The sequence below is a fragment of the Haloarchaeobius amylolyticus genome (genome assembly GCF_042678045.1).
GTDB lineage: Archaea > Halobacteriota > Halobacteria > Halobacteriales > Natrialbaceae > Natrinema > Natrinema amylolyticus_A.
Map to the genome: position 1 here is coordinate 50,439 of NZ_JBHUDI010000010.1, position 24,061 is coordinate 74,499.

The 24,061-nt window shown below is 64.3% G+C and carries 27 protein-coding genes; 19 read left to right on the plus strand and 8 right to left on the minus strand.

Translation table 11 applies throughout. The features are described 5' to 3' along the window. Positions 1–127: 127 nt before the first annotated feature. From ACFR99_RS15970 to ACFR99_RS15980, 3 genes are all read left to right on the plus strand, one after another. Positions 128–2,944, plus strand: coding sequence for an ATP-dependent helicase (locus ACFR99_RS15970; RefSeq protein ID WP_390289300.1), 2,817 nt, complete (start codon positions 128–130; stop codon positions 2,942–2,944). 240 nt (positions 2,945–3,184) lie between these two features. Continuing rightward, the gene (locus ACFR99_RS15975) at positions 3,185–3,781 is read left to right on the plus strand and encodes a GNAT family N-acetyltransferase (protein WP_390289303.1); all 597 of its coding nucleotides are present in this window, start codon (positions 3,185–3,187) and stop codon (positions 3,779–3,781) included. Positions 3,782–3,938: 157 nt separating this feature from the next. After that, positions 3,939–4,463 carry an Lrp/AsnC family transcriptional regulator gene (locus tag ACFR99_RS15980; protein WP_390289306.1) on the plus strand — a complete coding sequence of 175 codons (525 nt, stop codon included), beginning with the start codon at positions 3,939–3,941 and terminating at the stop codon, positions 4,461–4,463. 25 nt (positions 4,464–4,488) lie between these two features. On the opposite strand, the gene ACFR99_RS15985 is transcribed toward ACFR99_RS15980, so the two are convergent. Continuing rightward, a complete protein-coding gene (locus tag ACFR99_RS15985; protein WP_390289309.1) occupies positions 4,489–5,550 on the minus strand; it encodes a phosphotransferase family protein in 1,062 nt (353 codons plus the stop codon). A 185-nt stretch (positions 5,551–5,735) separates the two neighbouring features. Then, positions 5,736–6,452 (minus strand): HAD family hydrolase, encoded by a 717-nt coding sequence (locus tag ACFR99_RS15990; protein ID WP_390289312.1) that lies wholly within the window; start codon positions 6,450–6,452, stop codon positions 5,736–5,738. Positions 6,453–6,592: 140 nt separating this feature from the next. Between ACFR99_RS15990 and ACFR99_RS15995 the strand changes: the two genes are divergently transcribed. From ACFR99_RS15995 to ACFR99_RS16005, 3 genes are all read left to right on the plus strand, one after another. Further along, on the plus strand, positions 6,593–7,369 hold the full coding sequence (locus ACFR99_RS15995) for an SDR family NAD(P)-dependent oxidoreductase (protein WP_390289315.1): 777 nt from the start codon (positions 6,593–6,595) through the stop codon (positions 7,367–7,369). Positions 7,370–7,625: 256 nt separating this feature from the next. Beyond that, on the plus strand, positions 7,626–8,627 hold the full coding sequence (locus tag ACFR99_RS16000; RefSeq protein ID WP_390289318.1) for a TIGR04024 family LLM class F420-dependent oxidoreductase: 1,002 nt from the start codon (positions 7,626–7,628) through the stop codon (positions 8,625–8,627). Positions 8,628–8,727: 100 nt separating this feature from the next. After that, positions 8,728–9,714, plus strand: coding sequence for an AIR synthase family protein (locus ACFR99_RS16005; protein WP_390289321.1), 987 nt, complete (start codon positions 8,728–8,730; stop codon positions 9,712–9,714). On the opposite strand, the gene ACFR99_RS16010 is transcribed toward ACFR99_RS16005, so the two are convergent. Beyond that, positions 9,678–10,841 carry an ion channel gene (locus ACFR99_RS16010; protein WP_390289324.1) on the minus strand — a complete coding sequence of 388 codons (1,164 nt, stop codon included), beginning with the start codon at positions 10,839–10,841 and terminating at the stop codon, positions 9,678–9,680. The two genes, ACFR99_RS16005 and ACFR99_RS16010, sit on opposite strands and share 37 nt — an antisense overlap. Positions 10,842–10,957: 116 nt before the next feature. Between ACFR99_RS16010 and ACFR99_RS16015 the strand changes: the two genes are divergently transcribed. Both ACFR99_RS16015 and ACFR99_RS16020 read left to right on the plus strand, forming a co-directional pair. Then, a complete protein-coding gene (locus ACFR99_RS16015) occupies positions 10,958–11,158 on the plus strand; it encodes a hypothetical protein (protein ID WP_390289327.1) in 201 nt (66 codons plus the stop codon). Between the two features lie 128 nt (positions 11,159–11,286). Then, positions 11,287–11,601: a YbjQ family protein gene (locus ACFR99_RS16020; RefSeq protein ID WP_390289330.1), complete on the plus strand. Its 315-nt coding sequence runs from the start codon at positions 11,287–11,289 to the stop codon at positions 11,599–11,601. 3 nt (positions 11,602–11,604) lie between these two features. Here the strand turns inward: ACFR99_RS16020 and ACFR99_RS16025 are convergent, their stop codons facing one another. Together ACFR99_RS16025 and ACFR99_RS16030 are read right to left on the minus strand one after the other, a co-directional pair. Continuing rightward, the gene (locus ACFR99_RS16025; RefSeq protein WP_390289333.1) at positions 11,605–12,450 is read right to left on the minus strand and encodes a phosphatase PAP2 family protein; all 846 of its coding nucleotides are present in this window, start codon (positions 12,448–12,450) and stop codon (positions 11,605–11,607) included. Between the two features lie 117 nt (positions 12,451–12,567). Further along, the gene (locus tag ACFR99_RS16030) at positions 12,568–15,306 is read right to left on the minus strand and encodes an AAA domain-containing protein (protein ID WP_390289336.1); all 2,739 of its coding nucleotides are present in this window, start codon (positions 15,304–15,306) and stop codon (positions 12,568–12,570) included. A gap of 216 nt (positions 15,307–15,522) precedes the next feature. Here ACFR99_RS16030 and ACFR99_RS16035 point away from each other — a divergent pair, with 216 nt between their 5' ends. Beyond that, positions 15,523–16,080: an SPW repeat domain-containing protein gene (locus ACFR99_RS16035; RefSeq protein WP_390289339.1), complete on the plus strand. Its 558-nt coding sequence runs from the start codon at positions 15,523–15,525 to the stop codon at positions 16,078–16,080. Here ACFR99_RS16035 and ACFR99_RS16040 read toward each other — a convergent pair. Next, positions 16,077–16,331 (minus strand): hypothetical protein, encoded by a 255-nt coding sequence (locus ACFR99_RS16040; protein WP_390289342.1) that lies wholly within the window; start codon positions 16,329–16,331, stop codon positions 16,077–16,079. The two genes, ACFR99_RS16035 and ACFR99_RS16040, sit on opposite strands and share 4 nt — an antisense overlap. A gap of 144 nt (positions 16,332–16,475) precedes the next feature. Here ACFR99_RS16040 and ACFR99_RS16045 point away from each other — a divergent pair, with 144 nt between their 5' ends. From ACFR99_RS16045 to ACFR99_RS16055, 3 genes are all read left to right on the plus strand, one after another. Further along, positions 16,476–17,027, plus strand: a complete 552-nt coding sequence (locus ACFR99_RS16045) for a hypothetical protein (protein ID WP_390289345.1) — start codon at positions 16,476–16,478, stop codon at positions 17,025–17,027. A gap of 153 nt (positions 17,028–17,180) precedes the next feature. Next, positions 17,181–17,576 (plus strand): nuclear transport factor 2 family protein, encoded by a 396-nt coding sequence (locus ACFR99_RS16050; protein ID WP_390289348.1) that lies wholly within the window; start codon positions 17,181–17,183, stop codon positions 17,574–17,576. After that, positions 17,573–17,779: a hypothetical protein gene (locus ACFR99_RS16055; RefSeq protein ID WP_390289351.1), complete on the plus strand. Its 207-nt coding sequence runs from the start codon at positions 17,573–17,575 to the stop codon at positions 17,777–17,779. Before ACFR99_RS16050 ends, ACFR99_RS16055 begins: the two co-directional genes overlap by 4 nt. 29 nt (positions 17,780–17,808) lie before the next feature. Here the strand turns inward: ACFR99_RS16055 and ACFR99_RS16060 are convergent, their stop codons facing one another. Continuing rightward, positions 17,809–18,765 carry a zinc-dependent metalloprotease gene (locus ACFR99_RS16060; RefSeq protein WP_390289354.1) on the minus strand — a complete coding sequence of 319 codons (957 nt, stop codon included), beginning with the start codon at positions 18,763–18,765 and terminating at the stop codon, positions 17,809–17,811. 97 nt (positions 18,766–18,862) lie between these two features. Further along, the gene (locus ACFR99_RS16065; RefSeq protein ID WP_390289357.1) at positions 18,863–19,168 is read right to left on the minus strand and encodes a hypothetical protein; all 306 of its coding nucleotides are present in this window, start codon (positions 19,166–19,168) and stop codon (positions 18,863–18,865) included. Positions 19,169–19,339: 171 nt separating this feature from the next. Between ACFR99_RS16065 and ACFR99_RS16070 the strand changes: the two genes are divergently transcribed. From ACFR99_RS16070 to ACFR99_RS16100, 7 genes are all read left to right on the plus strand, one after another. Next, positions 19,340–19,567: an LSM domain-containing protein gene (locus ACFR99_RS16070; RefSeq protein WP_390289360.1), complete on the plus strand. Its 228-nt coding sequence runs from the start codon at positions 19,340–19,342 to the stop codon at positions 19,565–19,567. Next, a complete protein-coding gene (locus tag ACFR99_RS16075) occupies positions 19,564–19,740 on the plus strand; it encodes a 50S ribosomal protein L37e (RefSeq protein WP_138781879.1) in 177 nt (58 codons plus the stop codon). The genes ACFR99_RS16070 and ACFR99_RS16075 overlap by 4 nt, the downstream gene beginning before the upstream one ends. 239 nt (positions 19,741–19,979) lie before the next feature. Next, a complete protein-coding gene (locus ACFR99_RS16080) occupies positions 19,980–21,170 on the plus strand; it encodes a threonine synthase (RefSeq protein WP_390289363.1) in 1,191 nt (396 codons plus the stop codon). Positions 21,171–21,319: 149 nt separating this feature from the next. Next, on the plus strand, positions 21,320–21,493 hold the full coding sequence (locus ACFR99_RS16085; RefSeq protein ID WP_390289366.1) for a hypothetical protein: 174 nt from the start codon (positions 21,320–21,322) through the stop codon (positions 21,491–21,493). Between the two features lie 237 nt (positions 21,494–21,730). After that, positions 21,731–22,432 carry a phosphoglycerol geranylgeranyltransferase gene (locus tag ACFR99_RS16090; protein WP_390289369.1) on the plus strand — a complete coding sequence of 234 codons (702 nt, stop codon included), beginning with the start codon at positions 21,731–21,733 and terminating at the stop codon, positions 22,430–22,432. A gap of 239 nt (positions 22,433–22,671) precedes the next feature. Beyond that, positions 22,672–23,328 (plus strand): trimeric intracellular cation channel family protein, encoded by a 657-nt coding sequence (locus tag ACFR99_RS16095; RefSeq protein ID WP_390289372.1) that lies wholly within the window; start codon positions 22,672–22,674, stop codon positions 23,326–23,328. Between the two features lie 184 nt (positions 23,329–23,512). Further along, positions 23,513–24,061 (plus strand): nuclease/transposase family protein (locus ACFR99_RS16100; protein WP_465260905.1); only part of this gene is annotated, 549 nt, incomplete at its 3' end.

Below are 24,061 nucleotides of genomic sequence, written 5' to 3' on the forward strand. Positions count from 1 at the left end.
GAGACCAATTAAATTTCTGTTATTCATAGTCAGGATCGATCCGGCTCGATCGGAACCGTCGGATCGTGGCTTCACTTTCACTGTGCTGTCCAAACGCTCTTACACGCCGGCCCCGGAGACGACGATAATGGACGGGGACGAACGCTTCGAGGTGCCGGTCGACGACGATTCTATGCCGTTCGACCCAGCCACCACGACCATAAGCGACGGCGACGTCTTCGAGTCCCTCGAGCCGGCAGTCCAGCAGTGGTGGCTCGAGGAGTTCGGCGAGTTCGTTCCCGAGAACGAGGGCTTTTTCACGCCGCCACAGCGGGGTGCGATCCCGAAGATCGACGCGGGGACGAACACGTTAGTCTGTGCGCCGACGGGCTCGGGGAAGACGATGTCGTCGTTTCTCTCGATCATCAATTCCCTGTACAGACGCGAACGGGACGCCGACGACATCGACGGCCAGAGCCCGTCTGCCCGGGAGACGGAGTCTTCCGCTGGCCTCGAGAACTCGGTGTACTGTCTCTACATCTCGCCGCTGAAATCCCTCGCGAACGACATTCATCGCAACCTCGAGGTGCCACTCGCGGGCATCGAGTCGATCGCAGCCGAGCGCGAGGACGTATCGATAGGCGAGATCCGCCACGCCATCCGCCACGGCGACACCGACTCCAGCGAGCGCCAGCGGATGCTCGAGGAGACGCCCCACATCCTCAACACGACCCCCGAGACGCTCGCAATCTTGCTGAACTCGCCGAAGTTCCGCGAGAAACTCCGCACCGTCGAGTACGTCATCGTCGACGAGATCCACTCGCTGGCGGCGAGCAAGCGGGGGACCCACCTCGCAGTGAGCCTCGAGCGACTCGAAGCGATGGCCGACGGTGAGATTACGCGAATCGGCTGTTCAGCGACGATCGAACCCCTCTCTCGGGTCGCGGAGTTTCTGGTGGGTCGCGATGAGCCGGGTGGTGCGCCGCGCGACTACGAGATCGTCGACGCCCGCTTCGCCCGCGAGTTCGACCTGCAACTCGAGTGTCCGACCGCCGATCTGATCAACACGTCCCGCGAGGTGGTCCAAGAGCGGTTCTACCAGCAACTCCACGACCACGTCCAGGCGCACACGAACACGCTGGTGTTCACTAACACCCGTTCGGGGGCCGAACGGGTCCTCCACAACCTCCGGGAGCGCTTCGACGCCTACGACGAGGCCAACTCGGCCTGTCATCACGGCAGCCTCTCGAAGGAGGTCCGTCAGGACGTCGAGGACCGGCTGAAAGCCGGCGATCTCGAGGTCGTCACCACCTCGACGAGTCTCGAGCTCGGTATCGACATGCCCCATATCGACCTCGTGGTGCAGGTTGGCTCACCCAAAAGCGTCGCCGCCTTGCTCCAGCGGGTCGGCCGGGCGGGCCACCGCGTCGGTCAGACCGTGACGGGGCGGGTGATCGCGCTCGACCGGGACGAACTCATCGAGTGTGCGGTCATGCTCAAGACGGCCACGGAGGGCTTTGTCGACTCGGTGTCGATCCCCGAGAACGCCCAGGACGTCGCCGCCCAGCACGTCTACGGGATGGCGATCGCCGAGATCCGGCCCGAATCCGAACTGAAAGGCGTTCTCCGACGGGCGTATCCCTACCGGAACTACACGGACGAGGAGTACGAATCGCTCATGCGATATCTCACCGCCGAGTACGCCGGCTTGGAGGACAAGAACGTCTACGCGAAGGTCTGGCGCGACGAAAACGACCCGCCGGACGGCGAGCACCACCACGAGACGTACCCGGTCGGCGAGTCGCTGATCGGCAAACGCGGTCGGCTCGCGCGAGTCATCTACATGACCAACATCGGGACGATCCCCGACTCGTTTACCTGCGACGTCCACACGCGGGCGAGCGACGAGTGGGTCGGCCAGTTAGACGAGAACTACCTCGATACCTTAGAGAAAGGCGACGTCTTCGTCCTGGGTGGCGATCACTTCGAGTACCGCTACCGACGCGGTTCGAAAGTCTACGTCGATCGGACGAGTGCCCGGCCGACCGTCCCCTCGTGGTACTCCGAGCGGCTCCCCCTCTCGTACGATCTGGGCCGCAAGATCCTCGCGTTTCAGCGCGACCTCCTCGAGCGCTACGACGCTGGCGGCCCCCCGCGGGTTCGGGCGTGGCTCCGGGAGTTTCCTCTCGACGACGACAGCGTCCGCGCGATCGCCCGACTGTTCGACCACCAGTGTCAGTACGCCGGCATGGCAAGCGTGAGCACGCCCGATCGGCTCGCGATCGAGGTCGTCCGCGACCGCGAGGAGTACGAACGCCACTACTACGTCCGTTCGAACTACGGCCGGAAGGTCAACGACGGGCTCTCCCGCCTGTTCGCCTATCGCTGTGCCCAGGAGGCGACGGCGAACGTCCGCGTCGCGGTCGCGGACAACGGCTTCGTCCTCTCGATGCCGTTAAACCGGAAGGTCGATCTCGAGGGGATCGTCGCCGATCTCGAAGCCGACGACGTTCGCGCGGATCTCCGGGCGGCGCTGTCGGGAACCGACCTGCTCCAGCGCTATTTCCGGATCAACGCGACCCGCTCGCTGATGATCCTCAAACGCTACAAGGGCTACGAGAAGTCCGCCAGCGAACAGCAGGTCTCGAGCGAGATGTTGCTCGGCTTCGCCGAAGACTTAGAGGAGTTCGCCGTGATCGAGGAGACCTACCGCGAAATCCTCGAGGACAAACTGAACGTCGCCGAGATCGAGGCCATCGTCGACGCGATCGATGGGGGCGACCTCGAACTCTCGCGGCAGCTCCTCGACTCGCCGACGCCGCGGGCGTTCGGGCTCGCGACGCTGTCGGCCAGCGACGTCGTCCTCGCCGACGACGAGAGCGCCGCACTGCAGGCGTTCCACGAACACGTCCTCGAGGAGATCGGCGACGAGTCCCTTCGGGGCCTCTCCGAGTCGATCGACTGATACGGTCTGCTATCACTGGTTCCCGGCGCACCCGCAGGACGGGTCGCGGGTGCGCCGGCACTGACTGAGAGGAGTCCATATAAACGGGGCTGTGTCGCCGGGCCCCAGCGCGCCCGTATTGCGGATTCTGGTGTGCCTACACTGATTGACAGGCGTTCAGATGACGCGACCTGTCGTCGTGATAAAGCCCCACACATAGAGGGGCCAGTCGTCATGATCGTGGCAGACGATGTATCGGCCATGACGACCGATACCTGTCCCGCGTGGGACCCGGCACTGTGTGAGGGGACCCCCGAGTGTCCGCCCCGTTGTCCGCGGTTTATCGATCGCCACGGCGAGTCCGTCCTCGTCGTGCCGTCCTCGCCGTCGCATCTCGAGGGGCTCGTCTCGCTGTACGACGGCTATCCCACCACCCATCGGTCGATGGGACTCCCGCCGATCGGTCGCAGCTATATCGAAGACTGGCTCGAGCACCAGGTCGAGCGCGGTGTCGTCCTCGTCGCCGTCCACGATGGACAGCCCATCGGCCATGCGGCGTACGTCCCCCGCTCGAGCCCGGAGCCCCACTTCGTCGTGTTCCTCGATCCGGACTACCACAACCGTGGTATCGGAAACGAACTCTGTCGGCACGTGATCGCTCGAGCCGCCGACGCCGGCCACGAGGCACTCGTACTCGACGTCGACCCGACGAACGAGCGGGCGATCTCCCTCTACCGTCGGCTGGGGTTCGAGACGGTCGAGCGAAACACGGGCGAGTTGCGGATGCGGCTATCGTTCGACGAACCGATCGTCGAGACCGTCCAGCTGCCGCCGGCTGAGCGACCGGCGAACGCGTAAGCGGCGTCCGTGACACCGATATCGGCGACGTTACTCTGGCATTCGTCTCGAGTCCCCGCTCCTCGACCGCCGCACTGGACACAGGGCGTGGCTCGGCTCGGCGTTCCCGGCCGGAGCGGAACGATAAAACCGTGCCCGCACCGATACCTACGACAGCATGAGTGACGACCCACCGAATTGGGACTTCAAAGATCGGGATATCGCGATTCTCACCGAGCTCGCCGACGACCCGCAGCTGTCCTCGCGGGAACTCACCCAGGTGCTCGAGGAGAAGTACGATATCGACGTCTCCCACGTCACCGTTAGCGAGTCGATCCGGCGGATGCGCGACGAGGGGGTCTTCCGCGAGGCGATCATCCCGAACGAGGAGTACTACATCTTCGCGCTGTTCGAATTCAAGTTCAACACCGAACACTTCGCCGACCACTGGCGTGCCGCGATGGAGGACATCAGAGCGGACAAACATACCCTGTTTTTCTTCCTCGCCGACGGGGAGTACCAGTGGAAGACGATCATGATGTTTCGCGACCGGCAGGAAGTCCCCCTGTGGATCCACGAGTGTTACTCGAAACACGGCAAGGTCATCGAGAACATTCGTAACTCGGCGGTCCACAACGTCCTCAAGTTCCAGACCGATCCCCAGATCTACGAGGACCTCGGGAAAGAACGCAGTGAGCGGTGACGCCCCTTCTGATCCTCCGAACCAGCTATAACGGCTCGTCGCCGTCGATAATTCGCTTCGCCCGTGCGGCCAGCGCCGGCACGCGGTCGCGCATCTTCGGATACATGGGATCGTCGCTGTTGCCCTCGAGATACCGCCGGAAGAACATCTCGCCGAGGCTCGCCAGTTTGTAGACGGCCAGCGCGCGGTAGAACCGCTCGTGTTCGAGCTCGTAACCGGTTCGGTCCTCCCAGCGTGCGACCAGGTCGGTTCGACTCGAGTAGCCCGGCCGCTCCATAAAGCGAGACGTGAGTTCGGGAATCGACGGGTCGGGATCTTTGGCGTCGCGCCAGTACGAGAGCATCCAGCCGAGGTCCGCGCGCGGATCGCCGAGCGTTGCCATCTCCCAGTCGAAGACGCCGACGAGCTCCGGCGGCGTTCCCGGCGCGAACATGACGTTGTCGAGCTTGTAGTCCCCGTGGACGAGCGTCTGCGGATGGGTTTCGGGGACGGTGTTTTGGAGCCAGTCGCCGACCTCGTGGAGGATCGGCACCGCCCGTTCGTCTTCGGTGACCTCGAACGCCCACGAGAGCTGTTTCCCCCAGCGGTCGACCTGTCGCTGGGTGTATCCTGCGGGGCGGCCGAACTCGCCGAGCCCGACCGCCTCGTAGTCCAGGTTGTGGATCGCCGCCAGCGTGTCGACGAGTTCCTCGCCGATCCGCTCGCGGTGATTGGGGTCGGCGAATCGCTCGGGTTCGTCTTCCCGGAGGACGTCGCCCTCGAGTCGTTCCATCACGTAGAAGTCGCTGCCGATGACGTCGTGGTCCTCGCAGGCGAGAACCGGAGTCGGAACCGGGACGTCGGTGTCGGCGACTGCCTCGAGCACGCGATACTCGCGGAGGACGTCGTGGGCTGTCTCGGCTGTTTCGCCCGGTGGCGGCCGTCGGATGACGAACGTGCGATCATCCCAGGTGACGAACAGCGTCTCGTTCGAGTGTCCCTCCTGGTGATGCGTGATCTCGTAGTCGTCGACCTCGCCGAGATGTGGTTCCAGGTACGCGACCAGTGCATCCTCGTCGACGAGCCGCTCGTAGTAGGTCTCACTCATGGTGTTCGCTGGAATGCGACGGGGATCGTCATTCGGTCACTCCCCTCGTGCAACATGCCATGTAGTACCACAACTACGCTGACGACCGAAATAGTTGCGTCTTCTCGCATACCGTAGAACGGTCACGTGTGCGACAGTCCTTATCCAGCCGTGGTGATCGAGCGCGACGAGAGAGCGCGTCGTCGTCACGCCGTATCCGGTCGCTCCCCCTCGAGAATCTCGAGGACCTCCTCGGGAGCGTCGATCCGATAGGAGACGGCGGGGCCATCGTCGGCGCCGAAGGCCACGCCGCACATTCCTACCTCGGCGGCACCCTTCACGTCGTGTGTGTACCGGTCACCGATCATCAGCGAGCGCTCCGGCTCGGCGTCGGCTTTTGCGATGGCTGTCTCGAAGATAGCCGGGTCGGGCTTGGTCCGACCGACTTCTTCGGAGGTGGTAATCGAGTCGAGGTGCTCACAAACGCCGAATTCCTCGAGCATGGCTCGTCCTTCCGCGTCGTCGATATCGCTGACGACGCCGACGTGGATGTCTCGCTCGGCCAGTCGCCCGATCGTCTCGGGAGCACCCGAGACCGGCTCGAGTGACGACCGGACGTGCTCGTATAACCGTGGTTGCCACTCATTTCGGGGCACTTCCTCGCCGACGATCGCTGCGATGCCACGGTGGTAGCCCTCACGAGCAGCACGGAACTCGGTCCCGTCACGCTCGCGAAAGTAGTTCCCGACCGTCGTCTGCCACGTGTCGATGGCCGTCTCGAGCGTCGTTTCGACATCGTGGCGCTCGAGGAGACTCGCGACGAACTCGGTGTGTGCTCGCTGGACGGAGTCGAGCGCGAGGATGACGCCGCCGATGTCCCAGAAGACGGCCTCCCAGTCGTGAGTCGACTCGCACCCATTCATCGTCTCTGTCAGCGGCTGCGAGCCACTTAACGGTGTGGTGCTGGTGCCCACCCAGCTTTATTATCGCCGGACGGAAACGCAGGTGAAGGGACAGCAATGATAGTAAATCACACGCAGATCGCAACCGCAGGTGACTATGGATGAGTCTCGACCGGTTTCACGTCGACGGCGACGTCGCTATCGTTACCGGGTCCTCTAGTGGCATCGGGAAGGCGATCGCCCAGCGGTTCGCCGCGGACGGCGTCGACGTGGTCGTCTGCTCGCGCGACCAGGACCACGTCGAACCGGTCGCTACAGACATTACCGAGAGCGAGCGCCCCGGGCGAGCGCTGGCAGTCGAGTGTGACGTCACCGATCGCGACGCCGTCGACGCGCTCGTCGAAGCCACCGTCGAGGAGTTCGGCGGCATCGACGTACTGGTCAACAACGCCGGGGCCTCGTTTATCGCCGACTTCGACGACATCTCGCCGAACGGCTGGCAGACGATCGTCGACAGCAACCTCACCGGCACGTATCACTGTACCCACGCGGCCGCGGAACCGTTGAAAGACGGTGGTGGCTCAGTGATCAACCTCGCGAGCGTCGCCGGCCAGCACGGTTCGCCGCTAATGAGTCACTACGGTGCGGCCAAGGCAGCGGTGATCAACCTGACGACGACGCTGGCCGCCGAATGGGCTCCCGACGGCGTCCGGGTCAACTGCATCGCACCGGGGTTCGTCGCGACGCCGGGCGTCGAAAGTCAGATGGGCGTCTCGGCGGACAACATCGACCGCGAAGCGGTCGCGCGCCGCATCGGTACCGTCGAGGAAATCGCCGACGTAGCACAGTTTCTCGCCAGCCCCGCCTCGTCGTACGTGCTCGGCGAGACCATCACGGCGCAGGGCGTCCCACGGATTCCCGAAGAGCACGACGTCTGAGACGGGCTGTTGTCACTGTGTCCCGGTGCACCTGCGTGGTGGATCGCAGGTACGCCGGCATTGGCTGCCAGGCATCCGCCTGAGTGTGTGAACTGCCTGTCGACGACCCGAGTCACCGATCGACTGCGGGCAGTTCTCGAACGGTGTCGTCGTACGAGACGGAAGCCGGTTTCCAGTACAGCGACCGGATAAACGGGATTTCGTTCGTCCCCGGTTTCCATACAACCAAATGGCTGTACGTCATCTGTGTCTGACGATGACTGACAGAGACGTTCACCTTCCCGTCGCCGCACAGCCGACGATCGACTCGATCGTCGACTACACGCAGGCGGCCGAGGACGCCGGCTACGACTGTGCGTGGCTCCCCGAGACGTGGGGTCGCGACGCCGTCACCGTGCTGTCGGCGATGGCCGAGCGAACTGATTCGATCGACATCGGCTCGAGCATCCTCAACACCTACTCGCGGTCGCCGGCGCTGCTGGGCCAGACGGCGGCGACGCTCCAGGAACTTTCCGAGGGCCGGTTCCGGCTCGGACTCGGCCCGAGTGGCCCCGTCGTGGTCGAGAACTGGCATGGCGTCGAGTACGGGAACCCACTCAAGCGCACCCGTGAGACCGTCGAGATCGTCCGACAGGTCCTCTCGGGCGAGTCCGTCGACTACGACGGCGACGACTTCGAGCTGTCGGGTTTTCGGCTGCGCTGTGATCCGCCGGAAACGCCCCCTCCGATCGAGGTCACCGGCATGGGTCCCAAGGCGGTCGAACTCGCGGGCCGCTTTGCCGACGGCTGGCACGGCATCATGCTCACTCCCGACGGTGCCCGCGACCGCCTTGAGGATATCGAACGCGGGGCCGAACTGGGCGGGCGCGATCCCGAGGCCGTGCAGGTCACGACCGGCGTGACCTGCTGCGTGCTCGATGATACAGATCGCGCCCGCGAACTCGCGCGCCAGCACGTCGCCTTCTACGTCGGCGGCATGGGTACGTTCTACCGCGACTCCCTCGAACGACAGGGCTACGACGAGGCCATAGAGATCCACGACGCCTGGCAGGCAGGCGACCGCGACCGCGCGCTCGAACTCCTCGGTGACGACCTGCTCGACGATCTCTGTGCCGTGGGCGAGCCCGAATCGGCTCGTGAGACCCTCGAGCGATACGAGGCCGTCGACGGGATCGACGCTATCGCCGTCAGCTTTCCACGCGGTGCGACCGAGGCTGAGATTCGCCAGACGATGGACGCGGTGGCACCAGATACCTGAGCGCCGACGGTCGAACGGCGTCGGCTGCGGTGTGTTTTTCCGAAAGTGCGCTCGAGTCGACCCCGACAGCTACAAACCCCCGATCCTCTCAGTTCGTGGTATGCCCGGCAAGGTGAGCCCGGACGACTTGCTCGAACACGTCTTCGGCCGGACGGGAACGGCCGCCGCCGACGAGACAGTGCTACAGGGACCCGCGGATGGCGAGGATGCCGCCGGGATCGCGGTGCCCGGCTGCGACGAGACGCTCGTCGTCAGCTCCGATCCGATATCGCTTGCGGCCTCGCAGGTCGGCACGCTCGCCGTCCGTGTCGCCTGCAACGACGTCGCCGCCTCCGGTGCCGATCCGCGCTGGCTGACGGCCGTCATCATGCTCCCCGACGAGGACGCCCCGCTCGAGGAGATCACACGCGACCTCGACGTGGCCGCTCGAGACGTCGGCGCGTCGATCGTCGGCGGCCATTCGGAGTACGTCGACCAGCTCGAGCGCCCGCTGCTCTCGCTGACGGCGATGGGGATGACCGAGGCGTTCGTCCCGACCCACGGGGCCGAACCCGGTGACAGCGTCGTGCTGACGAAAGCCGCCGGGATAGAGGGAACCGCCATTCTCGCGTCCGACTTCGGCGACGATCTCGGCGTCGACGATGCCATCTGCGAGCGCGCCGCGGGGTTCGTCGACGAGATCAGTATCGTCACCGACGGCCGCGCGATCCGCGAGTACGCCACCGCGATGCACGACCCAACCGAAGGCGGCGTCGCCGCCGGCGCGCTCGAGATCGCCCGCGCCTCCGACGTTCGCCTCGAGATCGATCGCGACGCGGTGCCGGTTCGCGACGAGACCGAGCAGCTATGCGCGGCGGCCGGCGTCGATCCGCTTCGGATCTTCGGCTCCGGGGCGTTGCTCGCGACCGTGCCGAGCGAGGCCGTCGACGACTGTCTCGAGTCGCTCGCCGAGGCGGGCCTCGAGGGGGCCGAAATCGGCACGGTTCAAGAGGGCGCGTTCGAACTGGTCCTCGACGGCGAGTCGATCACCGAGCCGATCGAAGACGATCTCTACCCGCTCTGGGAGGCGGCCGACGCCGAGGACTGACTGTCGGGCACGCCAGCCTCCAGCACCGCGTCGACGACGGTCTCGACGAGGACGGGATCGGGCGTAACGACGACGTCCGCGCCGTGACGAGTGAGCGATGCGCTCGAGTCGGACTCCGCGACGGCCACGATTCGGGCGTCGGTGAGCGATCGTGCGGCGGCGACTACCCCGTCGGCGTCGGGCTCGACGGCCGCGACGAGAACTCCCTCACATCGCTCGAGGCCCGCTCGCTCGAGCGTGTCGCCGCCTGTCACCTCGCCGACGAACCTGCTGACGTTTTCTGGCAGGCTCGGCACTGCAGCCTCGTTCGTGACGACCGTGACCGACGCGTGTTTCGCAAGCCCCTCGATTACGGGTGCGAGCGTCGCATCACCGTCGAGGACGGCGATCTGTGGAGCGTCTCCGTCCTCGGTGCCGCCGGCAGCATCGGTGTCGTTCGTCGTCATCGCGCGCCGGCCGGTTCGCTCGAGGTGCGCCTCGAGCGCGGGCTGGAACAGGCTACCGGCGGCTGCGGCGATGGTTGCGGGCCCGAGGATGGCGAGCGAGATAGCGAAGAGGCGTCCCGGATCGGTGGCCGCGTGGACGTCGCCGTAGCCGACCGTACTCGCGGTGACGACGGTGAAGTAGATCGCGTCGACGACCCCTTCGACGCCGTCGAACTGCCTGCGGAGCGTGTACGCCCCGGCGGTGCCGTAACAGAACACGCCGACGAGCGCCAGCAGCGCCCCGACCTGGGTCGCGGTGAAGTGACTCGAGCGGCCGAACCGTTCGCTCGTAGCGACGAGAACGACGAGGCCGCCGACGGAGAGGACGACGAGGGGCACCGAGACCAGTCGGAACTGGACGATGCCGTGAGCCGCAGATAACCCGACGAGGACGACGGCGGCGACGAACGCGATCCGGTAGCCGCGGCGCATTCCCCACGCGGCGACGAGCAACGCGAAGCCGACGATGGTGCCGCTGAACTCCGCGGCCGATTGCAGCGTCTCGACGACTCCAGCCCCCTCGACGGCGGGTTCCGTGAGGATCGCGACGACGCCGGTCGCGATCGACGTCAGCGCGATGGCGACGACGATCCAGACCGCGGCCCGAACGCCGGGTCGACGCGGGTGTACGGAGTCGGACATAGCGACTCCACACCGCCGACGGCGGTAAATCCCTGGTCGACTTTCGCTTCTCGAGGCCATGTCCTGCGCGAATTCGCCTGCACGAGTCTTTTGATCGTGACACTATTTGTCACGGTATGGCGACAATCGCGTACGAGACGCCCGATGGCACCACCGAGGAAGCGATCGACGCCGAGCACATCACGGACTCGGGGAAGGTACAAGGCGTTCGGCTCAGACTCGAGGACGAGGGGTTCGTCCACGTACCGTACACCCGGCTGTACTGGATCCGAATGAGCGAGGACGAGGGGACGGTGGACTACTCCGCACGGTCGTAGCGTCGGGTAATTGGCCGGTCGAATTCGCTATCAAATCGCCGTCGAGTGGGCGAACTTCGATTTCTGTCCAGTCATTGTTCAGCGCCGACACGACAATATTAATGTAGAATGTGGAACAAATAGATGCCATGGAGTTCGTCACCACTGAAACGGTCCCCGGCCGCGAGACGAAGGAGGCGCTCGGAATCGCGCGCGGTAACACGGTCAAGGCTCGAAACGTGGGTCGAGACATTACACAGTCCATCCGAAATATCACCGGAGGCGAACTCAAAGCGTACTCCGAACTGCTGACCGACGCCCGCGACGAAGCACTCTCACGCATGGCCGACGACGCTGAATCGATGGGCGCCGATGCGGTCGTCAACGTTAGACTGGAGAGTTCGGAGATCGCAAACGGCGGCTCCGAAGTGATCGCCTATGGCACGGCCGTGCGTCTCGACTGAGTGTTACCGGTCTGTCGACTCGAGCACGTCGACTTCGAGCCGGCCAACGGCGGCCGGAACGAGAAGGATACCAGCGACGAGGATCGCGTAGAGTCCAACCAGCAGGGGTTCGACCGCTTCGACGGCCGATTCAGCTGTCTGCACGGTGGCCACGAATCCGCCACCGACGACGACGAGGGCGACGCCCTCGAGTCGGGAGCGAAGTGCCGGCAGGGCTGGGAGTCGTCGCGAGCCCAGCAGGCCGCCGATCGAGCTGCCGAGGCCGAGCAACGAGTCGGTCGCGCCGCCGGCGATGACGACTGCGGGAACCGAAAGGACGAGCGCGATCGCGAAGCCGATCGTCGGATCGCCACCTGTGAGCCGATCCATGACGACGACGAACGCGACCCCGAGAATCGCGCCGACGATCACGTCGCCGAGATAATGAACGCCGAGGACCACCCGCGAGAGCGAGATGAGCACGACGAGCGTCCCGGCAGCCAGCAGCGCCCGCGCGTCTCGCGTCCGATCGTAGGCCGAGACGAGGCCGCCGTAGACGACGGCCGCGGCGAACGCGTGGCCGCTCGGAAAGCCGTAGCCCTCGCGCTCGCCCTCGAGTGCGACGAGCATGGCGTCTGCTGGTGGTCGCGGGAGCGCAAACAGTGTCTTGAGCGACAGCAACAGCGCCAGCCCGGCGATCGCGTAACTGATCACGAGCGCGCTTTGGCGGCGATTCGACCACCAGAACAGCACCGCAAGCAGGAGCATGAGCGCCGTCGTGCCGCCGAGTTCGGTCACGAAGACGACGAGATCCACGTACTCGGCGGTAACTGCCTCTCGGATGAGTGTACTCCCCTCCTTGAGTCGCATGTCGTCGATCGTTACGTTCAGCAGAAAATAAATGTATGAGTTTCAGTGGGCGTGACGTCCGTTTCACTGTCGTGCCGGCTTACAGTCCCGCCGCGCCCACGCGATCGACGCGCTGGCTCATCGCTGTGCCCACTCGAGCATGCGCTCGTAGACTGGATCGGACGCGAGCGCTGATGCGTCGCCGACCAGCACCAGCGCGCGTTTGGGCCGGGTCAACGCGACGTTGATCCGGCGGTAGTCCTCGAAGATCGGCCCCTCGAGCGTGCCCGTCGCAGTGAAGGAGACGATGATGACCTCCTGGCTCGAGCCCTGGAAGCGGTCGACGGTGTCGACGGCGATGTCGTCGGGGACGTGTTTCGAGATCTCCGAGACCTGCGCACGGAACGGTGCGATGACGCCGATTTCGGAGCGCTCGAGGCCGGCGCCCTCGTACGACTCGATCAGCTCGGCGATCCGTTCGGCTTCCTCACTGTCGGTGTACTGGCTCCGGTCGCCCGCGACATCGACGAACGAGACTGGATCCTGCAATTCCGGGGGCAGCGCGTCGCGGGAGACGCCCTCGAGGTCGTCGAGCGTCCGGCCCGCGACCGCAGGCGTCGCGGGCCGGAGCTGGCCGTCGTAGAATTCGGTGGAGGCGAAGACCTGAATGCGCTGGTTCATCCGGTACTGGCGGTCGAGCATGACGCCGGCCTCGGGATACAGGTCGACGAGTCGTTCAAATAGCGACTCGGAGAGGTCGTTCTCGGCCCGCACGACGGGCGGTAACTGCTCGTGGTCGCCGACGAGGACGAACCGCTCGGCCAGGTTGATCGCTGCACAGGTCCCCGGTTCAGTGAGCTGGGCAGCCTCGTCGACCAGCGCCACGTCGAAGGTCTGTTCTTTCATCACCCGCGAGCCACAGGTTGCGGTCGTCGCCGCCACGACCTGTGCGTTTTGCAGTTTCGCGACGCGATCGTCGGGATCGCCCGCGCGCTCGAGCCGGTAGGGCTCCATGTCCGCGCGGACGCTGCTTTCCGAACCGACGCGGACGACGCGGTCGTCGTCGATCACGTCCTCCAACTGTTCGAGGGTGGCCTCGAGCGCGTTGTCGACGGCACGATTCGTAAAGGCCGATAGCAGGACGCGGTCGCCGCGTTCGACCATCGCTCGGATGGCTTGCGCGATGGTGTAGGTCTTCCCGGTTCCCGGTGGGCCGTGGATCAGCGCACAGTCCCGTGCGCCGACGGCTTTCGTTACGGCCTCGTTCTGGGCGTCGTTGTTGTCGATGAACGTCTCCTCGATCGCTTCGAACTCTGGCTCGGCGCGGCCGAACAGGACGTCTTTGCGCCGCGCGTCGCCTTTCAGGAGCGCGTCGTGCATCGCGACGAGCAGCCGATCGGTCGTCAGTTCGGAGGGATAGACGTCGAGTCGCGTGACTTCGACCGGCTCGTCGGCCGTGAGGACGATCTCGTCGTCTAATCGCTCGATCCGCGCTAACTCGGAGTCGCCGCGAACCGGGTGGCCGTCGCTCGCGAGCACCAGGTCGCCCTCGCGGAGCTTCGATGTCGCACCGCCAGTTCGACGCGCCCGTAGTTCCCAGCGCCCGCCCTCGAGCGGCCGCTTTTCGACGAACTCGAGGTCGATCAGCGCGCGGTCGTCGTCGGCCCGTTCTTCGGCGCTCTGTTCCCAGAGTTTGGCGTACTCACGGTGGACCTCGCGGCGTTCTTCCTCGATCGCCCGATAGAACCGCTCGAAGTACTCGCGTTCCGCCTCGGGCAGCGGCTGGCCGATCTGGCCCGCCTTGGATTCCTGATCCAGTCGGCCGGAGACGACCATGCAGGTGTCCTGCTCGAAGCAGTACTCGCACTTCGCGTCAGCCTCGTAGCCGGTTGGGATATCGCCGGAGATCTCCATCGCCGCGATCTCGTTGCGCAGGCGGACGACGTACTTCAGGAGGCCATCGCCCATCGAGAAGTCTTTTGCAGGAGTGAGGTCGCCGGTCTCCTCGTTGCGATCGAGCGCCGAGTTCTTCGTGTAGAGCAACGTGCCGGTGTCGACGTCGCCGCCGTGTTCCTCGAGCAACAGCGCGTAACAGGCGGCCTGGACCTTGTCTTTGAATCGGGGTTCTTTTTTCAGGTTCTTCCCCGTCTTGAGCTCGACCGGCGCGCCCCGCCGGATGGCGTCAGCCCGCCCGCGGATGCCGAAGGTTTCGCTGATGAGCAACTGCTCGGAACGCCAGTTGTCGTCCTCGGTGAGACGACCCTGCTCGAGCCACCCCTCAATGGCTTTCGCGTTCTCGCGGACGTCCTCGGCGACGGCCTCGGGCGTCTCGCCGAGCAGGCCGAGTTGGAGACCGCGTTCCTCGATGCGGGCGTCGATCGACTCCTCGAGGTCCCGGCCCCGCAAGAGGTCGCCGAAGACCTCGTGGACGAGCGTCCCTTTGACGACGGGGTAGTTCAGCGGCACGCCCGAGAGCTTGTTCAGGTAGTACAGCCGAGGACACTCGACCCAGTTGCGGATCGACGTGACGCTGACCAGAAAGGAGGGCTCGACGACGACGTAGGAATCGCCCGTCGTTGCGTACTGCGTCTCGCCCCGATACTCCTCTTCTTTCGCGTTCGTCACGAGCAGTTCCATCCCCGGCTCGAGCAGCTCGGCCGACTCGGTCCACTTGTTCCAGAGCGTCACCGTCGTCGTCTCGTGGCCGTCTGCGACGGCCGCCGTCCCGCCGTCGCCGAGCGCCGGTGTGGCGTCGCCGGCCGGCTCGTCACCTGCGTCGGCCAGCCGAAGCGGCACCTCGGCGAGCTCGCTCTCGCCGTAGCTCGTGGACACCGACCGCACGTCGACCTCGTCAGCGACGGTTCCGCGTACGTACACAGCGTACCGTCACGGTCGAACGATCAAAAACGCTATCGGTCGTCGGCTCCGGTCGACCGACCGAATTTCGTTTCCCGGCGGCCCACTCAGACCACCGATAACAGACATTTACTGTCCTTTTCAGTGCAACGTGGAACCGTCTCCGATATCAATCGAACCGTGATGGGAAGAACGGACGCGGACGCTTTTGCGAGCGAGTGCCAACCCCCGTCTGCTATGAGCGACCCCAACCGCGACGACCGTCGGTCGGGCAGCCCGCACGAGGACGACACCGACGATGGGCCATCCAACCGCACGGAAACGGAAGCGGCCGACATCGATTCGGGCACTGGCGTCGGTGACCGGACTGACATGGGCCGCGATCCGCGCGACGAGTCGACCAAGGTCGCAAACGAGGAGCGCCGGCACAAGACGTCGGTCGTCAGCCTGCTCGTCGCCGCCCTCGGGGTGTGGGCTGCGCTGTCGACGCTCGTCCTCGAAACCGCGGCGGCGCCGCTCTGGAACAACATCCTGGTCGGCCTCGTCATCGCCGTTGCGGCGGGCTACAACTACTACCGACTCACCAGCGACATCCCGCTCAGCACTGCCATCGCGTCGCTGATCGCCATCCTCGGCATCTGGCTAATCGTCTCGGCAGCACTGCTCGAGATGACCGGCAGCGTGTTCTGGAACACGATCGCGACCGGGCTATTGATCGCCGGACTCGCGGGGTACAACGCTTACGAGGCCCGTGACGCGCGGACGGTCGCGACCGAGCCCGAGATGGGCTCCTAGACCCGATCCAGTCCGTAGTCGGCCTCGAGTCGGCGAATGCGGTGCTCGGCGGCGTGATGGCCCATCGCGACGACGGCAAAGGCGACCATGACGGCGGCGAACGCGACCGAAACGGCCGGTGAGACGCCGTTGACGTAGCTGTTCCCGAGCTGGCCGAGCGCCAGGGTGAGCGGCGCGAGCGTCAGCAGCGAACTCGTCACCGGCGTGGCACGAAACAGTTCGACGAACGAGAGTGAGCGACGGCCGGACATAGAAAGCGTTGGTTACGTTCCCTGTCGGTGGAGTCGTCGTATTCCTTTTGGTTCGAATTGGCCGTTATCCGGTACAACAGTCGTCTCGAGGGATTTTTCGACCTAACCGATACGTTCTTTCTGCCGGCGGCCCAACTGACACGTATGCGGATACGCGAGTGGCAGGACATACTCGAGGACGTCACGGAGCGAGACGTCGATTCGGAGGACTGGCGCGCCGTCGCCGGCGACCGCGCCGGTGGCGTCGGCGAAGACATGTACCTCGCGCATCCCCGGGCCGGCGTCTTCTTCCTGAAAACGTACGCGAAAAACCCGTTCGAGGTGCGCGGCGTCGGCACGCAGGTCGCGCGCAACCTCGACGACGAGATCGGCTCGTTCATGCCCGAACGGGACGCAGGCGGGCGCTTTGCGGTCCAGTCCCCGCCCGAGGACGAAGACCAAGCCGAGACCGTCGGCAAGCGCCTCGAGACCGTCCTCGAGACGCACGCGGATGCGCCGACCCGCCCGCAGGACCTCTTCGACGACGTGATGGAGGCCATCGAGAGCCCTGCGTTCGGACCGATGGAGTACGACCAGTACGACCGGCCCGACGAACTCGAGGACCTCGCCGAGCGCTTCGAGGAGGCCGACGAGCTGTTGAACGCGGAACTCGACGACCTGATCGAGACGGACGAAGTCGATCGCGGCTTCATGTGATACGGTCTGCTGTCACTGGTTACCGGTGGGACCGCAGGACGGCCGCGGTCCTACCGACACTGATTGACGGGAGTCCGTATGAGACCGCCGGTAAGGCAGTGACCTGCGTTCGCGTCCGGTGATTCTTTGAGACCGGGCCTCGAGCAGAGAGCTATGTCACCGAGTGCTAAGTCGATCGTCCGCGACTACTACGACGCACTCCGCGGCGGCGACCCTCTTGTGCCGTACTTTCGTGACGACGCGGCGACCGTCAAGTTCGGTATCAGTGAATCCCTGTTCGGGAGCGACGAGGTCGCGCGGGCGCTCGCAGAACAGACCGAAACGACCGACGGCTGGACTGTCAGCAGTCGGCATCTCGTCGTCGACGAACGCGACGACTTTGCGACGATGGCCGACGACGTCACGATGGCCTGGACGGACACGGAAAGCGGCGATCGACACCGCTTCGACAGCCGCTGGAGCGGAACGCTGGTGAGAGCGGCGGCGGACGAAGACGTACCCAACTGGCAGTTCGCTGTGATGCACGTCAGCGCACCCCACGAACTATGAGCCGCGGTCCCGCTCGCTCGAGTACGCAGCAGAACGCAGCCGATCAGCTCAAAATCGTGTTCGTGTTGCTGGTCGGGCTCTCGGGTGGCCTGATCGCCTTCCAGAGCGATGCCTCACTGGTGGTGATCGGACTCGCGATACTTGGCGGGGTCGTCACCGGGGGCGCGTTGCTCTGGTACTTAGTCTGGATTATGACCGACTAGGGGTCGCAGAATCGCCCTCGAGAGCCGCGTCAGCGGTCGACACGCTGAATCCACGTTCCCGGGGAATCGAGTTCGTCGTGGGTCGGCAGGTTCTCGGGTTGCTCCCAGACGAGACTCGCCGTCTCGAGGTCGCGGACTGCGACGACGTGTTCGAAGAAGTTCTTCCCGCGTTCGTACTGACGCTGTTTGAGTCCGAGGCCGAGCAGGCGACGGAACAGTCGCTGGAGGGGGCCCCGGCCCTGCCGGCGTTCGTCGAGTTTGCGCCGCAGGTCCTCGTACTCCTCGTCGAAGGCGTGGTCCATCAGGAGTTCGGCGTAGCCTTCGACGACGGTCATCGCGGCGTCGAGGTCGCGGAACGCCTCGCGGTCGAACGAGCCCTCCGAGAGGGTGGCGATCCCCTCCTCCATGCGGGCCTCGAGGTGGTCCGAAAGCCACGGTGCCGCCCCGAACTCGGCGGCATGGGTCACCTCGTGGAAGGCGATCCAGCGGCGGAACCGATCGGCGTCGACGTCGAGTTTGTCGGCCGCATTGAGGATGTTCGGCCGGACGAAATACAGCGCGTGCTCGTCGTTGGGCGTCTCGGCCAGCAAGAGCGGATCGTACTGTCCCAGGACGTTCCGCCCGAGGAACGAAAGCAGGACGGTCATCGTTCCCGTGTTGATCGTCCGGGTGACGCCGGGGAACGCACCGGTGTGGGTCTCGAGGGCGCTCATGACCCGCTCGAACGTGGCGACGTTGGCGTCGATCCAGTGGTGGCGGTTCTGGATCTCGATCGTCTCGGGCACGTCGAAGTCGGCACCGGAGACCGCTCGCACGGCTGCCCGCGCATCCCGAACGTCGCGGGCGTAGCCCTCGCGCTCGCCGGATTCGAGCTCGAGCGCGCCGGGATCGGTCGCCGCCTTGGCGGCATCGGCGGCCGATCGCCAGTCGATCGCATCGTCACCGGACGCCCCGGCAACGGCCCGGGCGCTACGATAGAGATTCACGGATACGGATAGGGGAAGGACGTGCAAAAGCGTTCGGCTCGGCCCCGTGTCACGACCTGGTGTTGTCCGTTAGGTGCCGACTAATCGCCAGCCGTAGTCAGTTGACGATGACGTCAGGTTCCTCTTCGGGCTCGAGTTCGTCTTCTTCGTCGCCGCCGCGGAACTTCTTGGCGGCGACGGCGATCCCGACGAGGACGGCGAGTGCGATCAGCGCGCCGACGGCGCTTTTGCCCGTGCCACCGGATTCGTCGTCGGCAGTCCCAGTCTCGTCTTCCGTCTCGCGGTCCGTCTCCACTGTCGATTCGGTCCCCCCGATCGGCAGCACCTCGCCGAGCGAGCCGGATCCGAACAGCGTCTCGGTGTCGAAGTGCAGTTCGATGAAGGTGAAGTTCTTGTCGCCCATGCGTGAGCGCTCAACGAGCGTTCACTTAGCCGTTTGGTTAGGTCCACCACGTTGATACTGACCAGTCAACTGGCGTCAGTGGCACTCGAGCACGACAGACAGTATCAGTGCCCTCTCGAAATCGGGCTCCGGACCGGTACGATTAAGTGTCCATCACCTGCGGTGTTGCGTATGAGTGGACGACCGCTGGACGTCCTCGAGGCGTCGCTCGGCGAACGCGTCACGGTACGACTCAAGAGTGGTGACGAACACGTCGGCGAACTCGCCGGCTACGATCAACACATGAATCTGGTGCTCGAGGACGTAACTATCCCTGTCGAGGGAAGCGTCGAAGAGGATGCCCCGGTCGAAGACACAACCATTATACGCGGCGACAACGTCGTCTCGATCACTCCATGACTGGTGCAGGAACCCCGAGCCAAGGAAAGAAGAACAAGACGACCCACACCAAGTGTCGTCGCTGCGGAGAGAAGTCCTACCACACGAAGAAGAAGGTCTGCTCGTCGTGCGGCTTCGGCAAATCGGCCAAACGCCGCGACTACGAGTGGCAGTCGAAAGCCGGCGACAACTGATCTTTCGGGTCTCTCTTTCGATTCCGCTGATCGAACGCTCGATAGCGTAGCTGTCGGTATTCGCCGACTCGTACGGTCTACTGTCACTGTTTTCCAGCGCACTCGCACGAAAGGTCGTGAGTGTGCCGAAAATGACTGACAGCAGACCGTATCACAGCCACGGTCGAGCCCCGATCGTTTCGGTGCTCCGGAGGGCCGCCGATGGACAGCCCTTAGTTCGGCGCCGCGAAGGATCCGGTATGGAGACGACAGACGCCTTTGCCGGGCTCGAGTGTGTCGACTGCGGGGCTATCGTCGACGCTGACGAGTCCCACCGCTGTCCGGACTGTGGCGGCGCACTCGATCCGACCTACGCATACGATGCGATCGAGCTCGACCGCGAGACGCTCGCCGCGCGACCGTTCGACTCCCAGTGGCGCTACACGGAGTTACTCCCGTTTTCCCGCGAGTCTGCCGTGACGACCGCGGAGGGCGCGACCGCGCTGGTCGACTGCCCCGACCTGGCCGACGAACTCGGCGTCGAGCGCGTGCTCACCAAAGACGACGGCCGGAACCCGACGGGCTCGAGTACGGATCGGGGCGCGTCGGTCGCTCTCACGGCGGCTGCCCAGCACGGCGCGTCCGACGTCGCGCTCCCGTCGACGGGCAACGGCGGGCAGGCAGCCGCGGCCTACGCTGCTCGTGCGGGACTCGAGGCACACGCGTATCTCCCCTCGCGGTCGGGCTTTACCAACAAGGCGATGGTCAACGTCCACGGCGGCGACATGAACGTCGTCGGCGGCCGCTTCGGTGACGCCGTCGGGGCCTTCGAGGAAGGACTGGCCGAACACGACGACTGGTACTCTCTCCGGGCGTTCGACACGCCCTACCGCCACGAGGGCGCGAAGACGCTGTTCTACGAGGTCGTCGAGCAACTCGAGTGGGACGTTCCCGACGCGATCTGTTTCCCCACCGGGGAGGGCGTCGGCCTCGTCGGCGCGGCCAAAGCCGCAGCCGAGTACCGCGACCTCGGGCTGATCGACGAGACGCCCGCACTGTATGCCACGCAGGCATCGGGCTGTGCGCCGATCGTCGAGGCGTTCGACGACGACCGCGACGACCACGAGCCGGTCGAGCATCCGGACACGATCTGTGGCGAACTCGAGATTCCCGATCCCGCCGCGAGCCCGCGTGTGCTCGAGGCGATCCGCGAGACCGACGGCGGCGCGGTCGCGACCGACGACCCGGACATCCTCGAAGCTGCCGTGCGGGTCGCGCAGGCGACCGGGCTCGAGCCGACGCCGAGCGCTGCGGCGGCGGCAAGCGGCGCGTGGGAACTCGCCGAACGCGGTGCGTTCGACGGCGACGAGACGGTTGTCATCGTCAACACCGGGGCAGGGAACAAGGAAGCCGACGTGTTGCGCAGCCATCTGATGGGACAGGGAATCTGATCGGCTCCCGGTCTGTCTTTCAGTACTCGGTGGTATCGACCTCGAAAGCCGCTCAAAACCGATAGCAGCCGGCCAGGTTCCCGTTTTGGGATCGAAGTCGACCACCGACAGTGTCTTGACTGCGAGACGAGTAGACGAAACGAGTACCAATGTGTGAACATTCACCAGAGTGTTCGAACGGGGACACGTGCCAGCTCGTCCTCAAGAACGGACGAACTGGCCTGGAGACCGCCGAATACTACTGCAAGGCCCACCTCGTGCTGCGGATCTGGGAGGTCGAAAACGACAGCACGCTACAGGCGGTCAGTGCCGAACAGCTGTAATTCGGGATAAACACACTGCGAGGGCGGTCGCGCGCCGGATGGGGCCGCGAGCGGGCCGCCGGCAACTCGAGCGTGAGATCGAACACGGTCGGTCCGCTGTCTCGGACGGTGGAGTGTGTCTCCCGGCACGCCCGCAAATCCCGTGGGTACGCCGGTATCGGCGTCCGATCGGCCGTATGACACTCGAGACAGGGCCGTTCCGTAGCGCTTTTGCTGATTGTCGGGAAACGACGCGGTATGACTACCCCCTGGGACGACTGGAATCACGTTCTCAAGATCGATCCGGACAAGGAGTTACCCGAGGGTGTGACCTACGGCGATCTCTGTGCGACCGGTACTGACGCGATCGAAGTCGGCGGGACGATGGGCATCACCGAGGAGAACATGGGTGCCGTCATCGACGCCTGTGCCGAACACGACGTCCCGCTCTATCAGGAACCCTCGAACCCGCAGGTCGTCCTCGAAGACGACGCGCTCGACGGCTATCTCATCCCGACGGTGTTCAACGCCGGCTCGCCGTTCTGGATCACCGAGGCCCACAAGGAGTGGGTCCGACTTGACGACGACCTCGATTGGGAGCGGACGACGACGGAGGCCTACATCGTGATGAACCCCGAGGCCGACGTAGCGACGCTGACAGAGGCCAACTGCGACCTCGAGGCCGACGACGTCGCCGCCTACGCGACGGTCGCCGAGCGGATGTTCGGCCAGGAGATCGTCTACGTCGAGTACTCGGGTATGCTCGGTGACGAGGGCGTCGTCGACGCCGCTGCCGATGCTGTCGACGACGCGACGCTGTTCTACGGCGGCGGCATCCACGATTACGACTCCGCGTACTCGATGGCTCAGTACGCCGACGTCATCGTCGTCGGCGACCTCGCTCACGACGAGGGTATCGAAGCCGTTCAGGAAACGGTCGAAGCGGCGAACGACGCGTAGACGCGACTGTCTCTCGTCTCTTCCGATCAGGACAGCTCTCCCCACATACTGATCCTTTGTGGATTCGCGACCTGCGCGACGAGCCCGGCGAGGCGAATATCAGTTACGCCACATACTGATCCTTTGTGGATTCGCGACCCAGTGTGTACAGATCGTGCAGTCACCGCACGTGAGAGTAGCGGCGCTGGAGAAGCGTCGTCTCGGAGCACTCAAGGGACTCGTTCTCTTAGGGGCGCGTAATGGGTCAGTGGCTCCTTGACGTATTGTTTGGTGATCCATTTGCGGTGATGAACACGATCGGGTTGATCGCGTTCGCCCTCGTCGGATCGTCGAAGGCAATCCGTGAGGAATTCGACTTGCTCGGCATTACGATTGTTGGGTTGGCAATGGCATTCGGCGGTGGAGCGACACGCGATCTCCTCGTGACACGGGTCCCATTAGCACTGCAGTCCTCGATCGAAATCAGTCTGGGACTGCTTGGCGTCGGGTTAGCGATCACACTGAGCGTCGTCTTCACATCTCCGGAGACGCATCCAATCACGCTCGTCGCGGATGCGATCGGGCTTGCTGCCTTTACGACAACTGGTGCGATCGTTGCAACCGAGGCGGGTGTGTCTGTCTTTGGTGTCGTTACGATCGCAACGATCAACGCCGTCGGTGGCGGCGCGCTTGCAGATATCCTTCTCGATCGCCCCCCGTTTATCCTCTTCAAAGATTTCTATGCCAGTTGTGCCGTCCTCGGTGGGAGTGCATACTGGATTGTGGGAACAGTCGGAGCGACTGGAAGTACGGCTGCTGTGGTGTGTGCGGTCGTGACCGTCGTGACTCGGTTAGCTGCGGTTACATACAACTGGGATCTCCCGGCAGTGCAGAATTTACGATTATTACGAAATTGATTTGATCATAGATAATAGACGACAGTCTTGCTCAGTTCACGTCTATCTTTGAACAGCGAGAGAATCCCGGCGTTTACGCCCGGCGTGAATCGCGTCACTCGACTACACACTCCACAGTCGATGGCAAGCTGGATATGCAACGTGAATCCACACCACTAAGTTGGATTATTTATATAGGCTATGTATGGCGACCCAGGTCACTCGCACCTCTGTTGGTTCCATTCAGAACCAGCGACAGGTCTGCGATGACCTGGGTTTGCTCGGAGACTCCGCCTCGAAGATCTGGAACGTCGCACGCTGGACAGCCGACCGCATCTGGGATGAAATCGGCGAGATTCCCGATGAAGGGACGCTCAAAGCGTACATGAAGAACCAAGCGTGCTGGAAAGACCTAAACGCACAATCCAGTCAGAAAGTCATCGAAGAACTTTCTGACGCTTTCCAGTCGTGGTTCGATCTACGACAGACCGACGAGACGGCGAATCCGCCCGGCTACCGCAAACACGGCGATGAACGACCACGTAGTACAGTCACGTTCAAAGCAGACGGCTTCAAACACGACCCCGAGAACAACCGCGTCCGACTCTCGAAAGGGTCGAACCTGAAAGAGAACTGGTCGGACTTCATCCTTTGTGAGTACCAGACCCGGCCAGATGTCGACCTCTCAGAAGTCAACAAGGTACAGAACGTTCGTGCGGTCTGGAACGGCGACGAATGGGAGCTGCACTTCGTC